Origin of the sequence: Bradyrhizobium sp. STM 3809 (genome assembly GCF_000239795.1) — a bacterium.
In the GTDB taxonomy this organism is placed as follows: Bacteria; Pseudomonadota; Alphaproteobacteria; order Rhizobiales; family Xanthobacteraceae; genus Bradyrhizobium.
The window spans coordinates 1-7,977 of sequence record NZ_CAFJ01000135.1 but is presented as its reverse complement, the minus strand read 5'-3'; the positions used below and the strand labels follow the sequence as shown (position 1 = coordinate 7,977).

Here is a 7,977-nt window from a genome sequence, read left to right as displayed (position 1 = left end):
GGAGCTGCTCGTTGGTCGTCGCGTAGGGTGGGCAAAGCGCCGCCGTCAGGCGGCGTGTGCCCACCGTCGGTCGGCATGCGCGGTGGCGAGATGGTGGGCACGGCGCCATGACGACCTGGGCGTGAGGTGACGGCTCGGCTGCGCCTTAGCCCACCCTACGGACCTTGATTTATCCTGCGGGAGACGTCCCGGATCGTGCTTACCCTTGGGAAGGTCGATGCAGCATGGCGCGGGCGGATCGCGCGTAGCGCGTCAGTCCTCGTCGTCCTCGGTCTCGTCGAGCTCCTCCAGCTCCTCGCTCGCGTGGTCGATCACGTCGATGGCCTGCTGGACCTCGACGAGGCTCTTCACCGCAGTTTCCGTTTCGCCCTTCGTATAGCCGGCCGCAACGGCCTTGGCCAAATTCAGGCGCAGTTCGACCAGCACGTTGCGCGCGGTCAGGAAGATTTCGAGGTCGTTGTCGGCCATGTTGCTCCTCGTCAAGGCTGTCCGTTCGATTGGTAGCGGCAGCGTATGGCGGGCGTATGTCGGATCGGGTGTGCATCGGCTGATCGCGGTCGTGTTGCGAACCCGTGGCGGCGGCAGGCCTGTCGCAGTTGATGATCGCAGTTTTGCACTCGTCTTTCTCCACGGCGGCAGCATCACTGAAGTTGCTCGCGTGTCGGCCAGGGCGGCGCGGTCCATAACGTCTTCCATGCACCTGCGCCGCAATTGTCCAGCCGGAAGTCGACCCTGATCAACGACAGCGCTTCTCCGTCAGGCGCGAGCTTGTAGATGTGTCTGACTGCGCCCGTACACATGTCGTTTCCCCCGGTGGCCTCGAACACTTCGTCGTCCTTGTTCCAGGTGACGAAGCCGGCACTGTCGGCTGCCACGAAGCCGCGTTCGGGAGCCATCTTCGTGAGCTGCAGCAGCCGGGGCCGCCGGCGGTCCTGAAGGTCGAAGATCTCGTGCCACGTGACCGCGATCCCGAAACAGGGAACGAGCGCGAAACGCCTGGTCTCGATGACGAGGAAACGAACGGGCAGCGCCTTGAGATCTTCCTTGTATCGGCAATTGGTTTGCGCGATCGCCCGCACGAGCTGCTTTGGCAAGAGGTCCGGATCGTGAATTTCGAATTCGCTTTGTCCCTTGAAATCGATCCCGTCGAACTCACTGGTCTCGAACTTCTTGATGTGTGAGGCTTCGTCTTCGCTCCGCGCGGGAGCAGCGACGGCCACGGCCAGACAGAGCGCAATCAGCAAGGTCCGAACGATGGATGGGCGATGTTTGCTCATCTGGTGTCCTTGCCATGAACGCCGTCGCTCGGGCCAATCCGCAAGCATGGCGCGGCGACGTGGCCACCGGATATAGGCGCTCAGCGATGCGATGCTAGCGCGTTCAGCCGCCCATGCCATGCTACGGCGCGGCGATCGGAGCTGGATGCGGCAGGTGGTACGCCGCTCACCGCCATCGCATCTCGCCGTCCGAGCACGGCACAATCGTGCCGCCGGCATGCATGCAGCTGCGGTACAGCGGCGGCTCGACGAAGCGGCCGGACCAGATGCCGCGGCTCGCGCGGCGGGCGGCGAGCTGGTCGGCGGCATAGGCGCCGTGCGAATATTGCGGCTCCTCGATCGCGAGCCCGCGCGACACCATGAAGCGGCCGAGATCGCTGCCGCCGGCCACGCAGCGCGCGACGATGCGGCCGTAGCGGTCGCCGTCGACGGGCGTGCAGCGCACGAGCCGGTTGCGGGTGAACTCATCGAGCGTGTTGGCGGCCAGGGCGCCGCAGCGATACGGCTTGCGGTCGCGGCCGCGGCAGAGCTGCGCGCTCTCGGGCGCGTCGATGCCCCAGAGGCGGATGCGCGCGCCGTGTAAGTCGAGCGTATCGCCATCGACGATGCTGGCCCGGCCGACGAGATCGGCGGCCGCGAGCGGCGACGCGGCAAGCGTGCAGAGAACGACGCAGGCTAGGAGGAAGGAACGTCGCACGACCGGCACCCGTGGCATTGAAAGGGGACTCCTCGGGCCAGCGAATCGCCCGCGGAGCATCCGGTCTTATAGACGAGACGGGATGCGCGCCGACGTGGCACGTGCCGCGCCGGCACGTCGTCATGGCCTCCTGCGCCGGATGCGCGCTCGAGCGCCGTGCGACATCGGCTCAGCAACAGCAATGGCGGATGTTCATCGCGCGCGGTGCGCCTCGACTTCGGCGGCGAGCGTGCTCAGATGCTCAGCCAGGCGCGCGAACAGCTCGCGCTTGTCGCGATCGGTCGCGAGATCGCGAATGACGGCGCATTCCGCCGCGTCGGCCCGCAGCTTGTCTGGCTGCGTCGTCCACTCTGACATGTTTTCGCTTCCCTGCCGCGCCGGCAAGATTGCGAAACGAGGGTTGTTCGACATTGTTCCGCGTGCGCCGAGATTTTTTTGGTCCGCTCGTTCCTGTCCCGATCAGGGTACCTCTCGGAGTGCGCGTCATGCGCTCATCGCACGAGCGTCCTCCTAGCGCTCGCCCGGCCACCAGGTCGAGGCCGGATGCGCCGCCGAGATCTTGGTCTCGCGCAAGGCCACCAGCGCGCTGCGCTTGTAGGCGCGCCCGGTCCGCCGCGAGCAATCCTGACAGCGCATGTAGCGCTCCAGCTCATGGATCGGCGTGGTCTTGGCGCGCCTGATGATGTCGAGCGCGACGGTCTGGTTGGTGTCGCAGCCGAGGCAGCGCACTTCGAGATAGTAGTAGCCGGCATTGAGCGCATCGCCGAGCAGCGGCGAGGGCTGCGCCGGACCCTTGTAGCCGAGCATCCGCTTGTTCCAGGCCTCGCACGCCAGGCGATCGGCCTCCTTGCGGGCGCGCGCGGCCTGCTCCTGGGCGATGCGGATGCCGGCGCCGTAGAGTCTCTCGCGCGATTTCGTCGTCATGGCTGCCATGATCGGCGCTGCGGGGCGCGTCGGCAAGCCGCTAGGATTAGCGCGCGACAGACACGGAGATACAAGCGCTCTCGCAGGCGGCGCTCCAATACCGCCACGGGCGGCGCGCATCGATGAGGATGCCGGTCGGAGCCTGACGGCGAGCGTCCTGCGAGGCTGTAGTTGTTCCATGCCACGGCAGGCGTGTTCCGCCGGACGCAATCGAAGCAGCGCAACGCAACTACACCAGAAAAGTTCCAAAAATTTTTGCCCTGCTGCGGCAGTTCCTTCAGCTTGTTCCGATACGTCCCCGGCGATAGAGGTTGCGCTCGGGGTCAATCGTGCGCGCGGGTCAGAGTTTCTTGAATTGGATGGTTCGACGCAGGCCGTGGTCGCCGACCACGTTTCTGCTCACGACTGTGGCCGTGGCGATGTCCGCTGCGACGCGCGCCGGGTTGGATCATGCCGGCGCGACCCTGGCCTATGCGCCGTTCTTCCCGTCGATCGTGTTTGCAACGCTGATCGGTGGACTACCGGCGGCCGTTTTTGCCGCGTGGCTGTCGGCCGCTGTGGTGCTGATCGGATTCACCGATCGGCCGGGTCACGAGGAGGCGGTCAATCTCGTGGCGTTTCTCGCGGCGTCTGCGCTGGTGATCTGGCTCGCCAATCTCTGCCGCGGCGCGCTGCTGGAGCTGAAGCGCAACGAGCATGCGCGCGAGCTGCTGCTCGGCGAGCTCAGACATCGCGTCAACAATCAGCTCGCGGTGTTCCAATCGATCGTCCGCTCCAGCCTGTCGGGCGAGGATCACGACAAGGGCGAGGCGATCGCGCTGCGGCTCGACGCCGTCGCGCGCGCCAATACGATCGCCTGGTCGAGCCAGCGCGTCATGACCTTGCGCATGCTGGTCGAGGCCGAACTGCAGCCCTATCGCGCCTCCGGCCTGGTGACGATCGACGGGCCGGACGTGCCGCTGGGGCCGGAGGCGATCCGCAATCTCGCGCTGGTGTTTCATGAGCTCGCGACCAATGCGGTCAAGTATGGCGCGTTGCGCGGCGATGGCGGCCGGCTCGAGGTGCAGCTCGCGCAGGATGGCGGCCGCAGCGTCGTGACCTGGCGCGAGCTGTCGGGACATGCCGTGACGCCGCCGGCGGGCGAGGGGTTCGGCACGCGCATGATCCGCGCCAGCCTTGCCGCGATCGCTGGCAGCATCGAGCAGGATTATCGCGAGAGCGGCCTCGTGTGCCGCATCCGGTTCGAGGCGGATGTGTAAGTCAGCCGCGCCTGATGCCGCTGATTTCAAGAGATGGTTCCCATCGCCGATGTGAAACGGCTGCATCCGCCACGCGTAGGTATGAGATGGACCGACGCGACATGATGCTGCTCGCCGGGTTGCTGCTGATCGCGCTCGTGATCACCTGGCTCGGCACCGACTATGTTCTCAACCATGTCGTCACCCCGCTGATCGACGACGGCAGGCTGCAGCGTCCGGATCTCCGGCTGATGCGGCCTGCGGCGACGTCGGCATCGTTTGTCCGCCACGCGGAACGAGCGTCGGCTTGATCGCCGGTGTGAAACGCTCCACCATCGCGCAAACGGCGCGCGGAGGCAGCGCGCAAGCAAGGGCGGGAGACATCGGATGAAATGCTATGAGCTGCAGGGGCCCGGCGGCATCGACGCGCTGGCGCTGGTCGACAAGCCCGTGCCGGCGCCGGCGCGCGGCGAGGTGCTGGTGCGGATCGTCGCCGTCAGTCTCAACTATCGTGATCTCCTCACGGTGAAGGGCGGCTACGGCTCCAGGCAGAAGTTTCCGCTGGTGCCGTTGTCGGACGGCGCCGGAACCGTGGAGGCGGTCGGCGGCGGCGTGACCGCGTTCGCACCGGGCGACCGCGTGATCGGCAGCTTCTTCGAGAGCTGGACCGGCGGCGAGCCGAGCGAGGCGAAGATGCGCTCCGCGCTCGGCGGCGCCGTCGACGGCACCTTGAGCGAATATCGGATCTTTCCGGCGCAGGCGCTGGTGAAGACGCCGGCGCATCTCTCCGACGTCGAGGCCGCGACCCTGCCATGCGCCGGCGTCACCGCCTGGAGCGCGGTCGTCAAGCTCGGCGGCATCCGGCCCGGCCAGACCGTGCTCACGCAGGGCACCGGCGGCGTCTCGATCTTCGCGCTGCAGATCGCCAGGATGGCGGGCGCACGCGTGATCGCGACGTCGTCGAGCGAGGCCAAGATCGCGCGGCTCAAGGAGCTCGGCGCCGACGTGACGCTGAACTACAAGACGACGCCGGACTGGGGCAGGCAGGCGCGCGAGATCACCGGGCAGGGCGTCGATCTCGTCGTGGAGGTCGGCGGCGTCGGCACGCTGAACGAGTCGATCCGCGCCACCCGCATCGGCGGCACCATCGCCTTCATCGGCGTCCTCGCCGGCGCACCGGCCTCGGAGCTGCGCCTGCCGCTGATGGTGATGCAGCAGCAGCGGCTGCAGGGCGTCACCGTCGGCTCGGTCGACGACCTCCAGGCGCTGGCCAATGCGCTCTCGCTGCATCAGGTCAAGCCGGTGGTCGACCGCGTGTTTGCCTTCGCCGAGGCGCGCGCGGCGTTCCACTACATGTCGAGCGGCGCGCATGTCGGCAAGGTCGCGATCGCGGTGGGCTGACGGCTGCTGCCGTCTCTACCGCACGCCGCACGCGCGTCGCCGCCGTCCGCTCTTGCCGCCGTCATTCCGGGGCGCGCGCTAGCGCGAGCCCGGAATCCATACCCACAGACGGGTATGTGGCGCGAAACGATCGAGAGGCTTGTCGGCGCCTCACGACGGTTCGGGGTTATGGATTCCGGGCTCGTCGCTTCGCGCCGCCCCGGAATGACGAGCGGAGCGAGACGGGCTGTTATTAGCGCCGCGGCGGCATTCGGTGCTGCTTCGGCAGCTTCAACTGCCAGCGGCCTCTTCGGGGACGAGATAGGACCAGCCTCTCAGGTCGAACGGCGCAGGAACGATATCCGTGCCGTTACGGGCCGTAGGCGGTCAACCTTTGGCTGGATCATTCATCGTCGCCTGCCGCCCCGGCCATGTCATCGCGACGACGCCGATCACGATGCAGGCGAGGCCGATCAGGGCGGTCGGCGCGAGGTGCTCGCCGAGAGCGGCGACCGCGATCGCCACGCCGATCGGCACCCGCAGATAGGATTGTGCTGTCGCGCCGATCGAGCCGAGGGTCTGCACCAGGCGGAAATAGATCACCATCGCGGCCGCGGTGGAGACGGTTGCGAGCGCGAGCAGCGCCAGCAGCGAGCGTGGCGACGGCGTCAGGCTCCAGGGATGGTCAATGACCAGCGCGAGCGGGATCAGGATCGCGGCGCCCGACAGCAGCGATCCCGCAGCGGGCAGCATCGGGTCGAGGCCCTTGAAGCTCTTTCCGACGATCGCGGCGCCGGCATAGCAGATGGTGGCGACGACGATCGCGAGCTGGGCCCATGCTTGCTGGCCGAGCCCGTGCAGCGCCTCGACGCCGACGATCAGGCAGGTGCCGGCGAGGCCGGCCGCGACGCCGACCAGCTTGCGCAAGGTGACGGGCTCGTGGCGGATGATCAGCGCGGTCAGCAGGAAGGCGAAGATCGGCGAGGTCGCGTTCAGGATCGTGGCGAGGCCGGCCTCGACGCTGCGCTCGGCCCAGGCGATCAGCGTGAACGGGACCACGCTGTTGAGGCCGGCCTGCATCAGGAAGCGGCGCCAGGTCACGCGATCGCGCGGCCAGGCCAGCCCGCGGGCGCGGAGCAGGGTTGCGAGCAGCAGGCCCGCGATCAGCGTGCGCGCGGCGATCAGAGTGAGGGGTGGGATGGTCTCGACGCCGATCTTGATGAACGTGTAGGAGGCGCCCCACAACGTGGAGAGCAGGAGCAGGAGGGCAAGCTCTGTCGTGAGGTCGGAGCGGCGCTGCATGCGGGCCTCGCGGGCGGGAGAAGGATGGCTTCTCCTAGCCGCGCTGCGGCGCCTGAGGTTTCGATGCGGGACGAAGTATCATTGGTGAAAGCGCGTGCCCTTGCGGTTCGCGCTCTCCGCCCCTGGATCGCTTCGCTGCGCTCGCGATGACGGAGCTTGGTGCACGTTCGTTGCCAGCCACGATCGCGAGTCCGTAGGGTGGGCAAAGGCGCGACCGTGCTGTCTCGCGGCGGGAGATCGTGATGGCGCCGTGCCCACCGTCTCGCCGCTGGTGATGCCGCCACGACGGTGGGCACGCAGCCGCCTTTCGGCGGCCGCTTTGCCCACCCTACGCTTTCATCAACGGATCAGTTCGCCGGCATGCTCTTCTCGACCAGCTTGACCCAGTAGGAGGCGCCGGCGCTGAGGATGTTGTCGTTGAAGCGGTAGGCCGGGTGGTGGCACTCGTTGCCCGGGCCCATGCCGAGGAAGACGAAGGCGCCGGGGCGGGCCTCGAGCATGAAGGCGAAGTCCTCGCCGCCCATCAGCGGGATGGCGCGGTCGTTGACGCGCTCGGCGCCGGCCACGTCGCGGGCGACGTCGGCGGCGAAGGCGGCCTGTGCCGGGTGGTTCATCGTGACCGGATATTTGCGCTCGTAGATCGCTTCCGCCGTGCCGCCATAGGCGCGTGCGGTGGCCTCGCAGACCTCGACGATGCGCTTCTCGACGAGGTCGCGGATCTCCGGATCGAGCGTGCGGACGGTGCCGAGCATCTCGACGGTCTCGGGGATCACGTTGAAGGTGGTGCCGCCATGGATCGCGCAGACCGAGATCACCGCCGACTTCAGGGGATCGACGTTGCGGGCGACGATCGACTGCAGCGCGTTGACGATCTGCGCGGCGATCAGGATGCTGTCGACCGCCTTGTGCGGGCCGGCGCCGCCATGGCCGCCCTTGCCGGTGACCTTGATGTGGATCGCATCCGCCGAGGCGAGCATCGCGCCGGGCGAGATCTCGAAATGGCCTTCCGGAACGCCCGGCATGTTGTGCATGCCATAGACCTCCTGGATGCCCCAGCGCGTCATCAGGCCGTCGTCGACCATCGCCTTGCCGCCGGCGCCGCCTTCCTCGGCCGGCTGGAAGATCACGATCGCGGTGCCGTCGAAATTGCGCGTCTCGG

General features: G+C 67.6%; 10 protein-coding genes. 3 read left to right on the top strand and 7 right to left on the bottom strand.

From position 1 onward, the window contains the following. Positions 1-252: 252 nt before the first annotated feature. The 5 genes from BRAS3809_RS06805 to BRAS3809_RS06790 form a co-directional block, all read right to left on the bottom strand. On the bottom strand, positions 253-468 hold the full coding sequence (locus BRAS3809_RS06805; protein ID WP_008961351.1) for a hypothetical protein: 216 nt from the start codon (positions 466-468) through the stop codon (positions 253-255). Between the two features lie 173 nt (positions 469-641). Further along, complete coding sequence (locus BRAS3809_RS06800) at positions 642-1,277, bottom strand: hypothetical protein (protein ID WP_008961350.1); 636 nt, start codon at positions 1,275-1,277, stop codon at positions 642-644. A 166-nt stretch (positions 1,278-1,443) separates the two neighbouring features. Continuing rightward, a complete protein-coding gene (locus BRAS3809_RS06795; protein ID WP_008961349.1) occupies positions 1,444-1,992 on the bottom strand; it encodes a thermonuclease family protein in 549 nt (182 codons plus the stop codon). Positions 1,993-2,166: 174 nt separating this feature from the next. Further along, positions 2,167-2,385, bottom strand: coding sequence for a hypothetical protein (locus BRAS3809_RS35740; RefSeq protein ID WP_139017323.1), 219 nt, complete (start codon positions 2,383-2,385; stop codon positions 2,167-2,169). 99 nt (positions 2,386-2,484) lie between these two features. Next, positions 2,485-2,898 (bottom strand): hypothetical protein, encoded by a 414-nt coding sequence (locus BRAS3809_RS06790; protein ID WP_008961347.1) that lies wholly within the window; start codon positions 2,896-2,898, stop codon positions 2,485-2,487. Between the two features lie 359 nt (positions 2,899-3,257). Here BRAS3809_RS06790 and BRAS3809_RS06785 point away from each other — a divergent pair, with 359 nt between their 5' ends. The 3 genes from BRAS3809_RS06785 (at position 3,258) to BRAS3809_RS06775 (ending at position 5,537) form a co-directional block, all read left to right on the top strand. Next, positions 3,258-4,157, top strand: a complete 900-nt coding sequence (locus tag BRAS3809_RS06785) for an HWE histidine kinase domain-containing protein (protein ID WP_008961346.1) — start codon at positions 3,258-3,260, stop codon at positions 4,155-4,157. 101 nt (positions 4,158-4,258) lie between these two features. Then, entirely contained in the window at positions 4,259-4,447 is a 189-nt protein-coding gene (locus BRAS3809_RS06780) for a hypothetical protein (protein ID WP_052523372.1), read from the top strand. Between the two features lie 76 nt (positions 4,448-4,523). Next, on the top strand, positions 4,524-5,537 hold the full coding sequence (locus tag BRAS3809_RS06775) for a zinc-dependent alcohol dehydrogenase family protein (RefSeq protein WP_008961344.1): 1,014 nt from the start codon (positions 4,524-4,526) through the stop codon (positions 5,535-5,537). Positions 5,538-5,903: 366 nt separating this feature from the next. On the opposite strand, the gene BRAS3809_RS06770 is transcribed toward BRAS3809_RS06775, so the two are convergent. Together BRAS3809_RS06770 and BRAS3809_RS06765 are read right to left on the bottom strand one after the other, a co-directional pair. After that, the gene (locus BRAS3809_RS06770) at positions 5,904-6,818 is read right to left on the bottom strand and encodes a DMT family transporter (RefSeq protein ID WP_008961343.1); all 915 of its coding nucleotides are present in this window, start codon (positions 6,816-6,818) and stop codon (positions 5,904-5,906) included. A gap of 347 nt (positions 6,819-7,165) precedes the next feature. Next, a partial coding sequence (locus BRAS3809_RS06765; RefSeq protein WP_035655590.1) for an amidohydrolase occupies positions 7,166-7,977 on the bottom strand: 812 nt, incomplete at its 5' end.

Coding starts and splice junctions, on each gene's coding strand:
- BRAS3809_RS06805 (WP_008961351.1), bottom strand. CDS start 468: ATGGCCGACAACGACCTCGAAATCTTCCTGACCGCGCGCAACGTGCTG.
- BRAS3809_RS06800 (WP_008961350.1), bottom strand. CDS start 1,277: ATGAGCAAACATCGCCCATCCATCGTTCGGACCTTGCTGATTGCGCTC.
- BRAS3809_RS06795 (WP_008961349.1), bottom strand. CDS start 1,992: ATGCCACGGGTGCCGGTCGTGCGACGTTCCTTCCTCCTAGCCTGCGTC.
- BRAS3809_RS35740 (WP_139017323.1), bottom strand. CDS start 2,385: ATGTCGAACAACCCTCGTTTCGCAATCTTGCCGGCGCGGCAGGGAAGC.
- BRAS3809_RS06790 (WP_008961347.1), bottom strand. CDS start 2,898: ATGACGACGAAATCGCGCGAGAGACTCTACGGCGCCGGCATCCGCATC.
- BRAS3809_RS06785 (WP_008961346.1), top strand. CDS start 3,258: ATGGTTCGACGCAGGCCGTGGTCGCCGACCACGTTTCTGCTCACGACT.
- BRAS3809_RS06780 (WP_052523372.1), top strand. CDS start 4,259: ATGATGCTGCTCGCCGGGTTGCTGCTGATCGCGCTCGTGATCACCTGG.
- BRAS3809_RS06775 (WP_008961344.1), top strand. CDS start 4,524: ATGAAATGCTATGAGCTGCAGGGGCCCGGCGGCATCGACGCGCTGGCG.
- BRAS3809_RS06770 (WP_008961343.1), bottom strand. CDS start 6,818: ATGCAGCGCCGCTCCGACCTCACGACAGAGCTTGCCCTCCTGCTCCTG.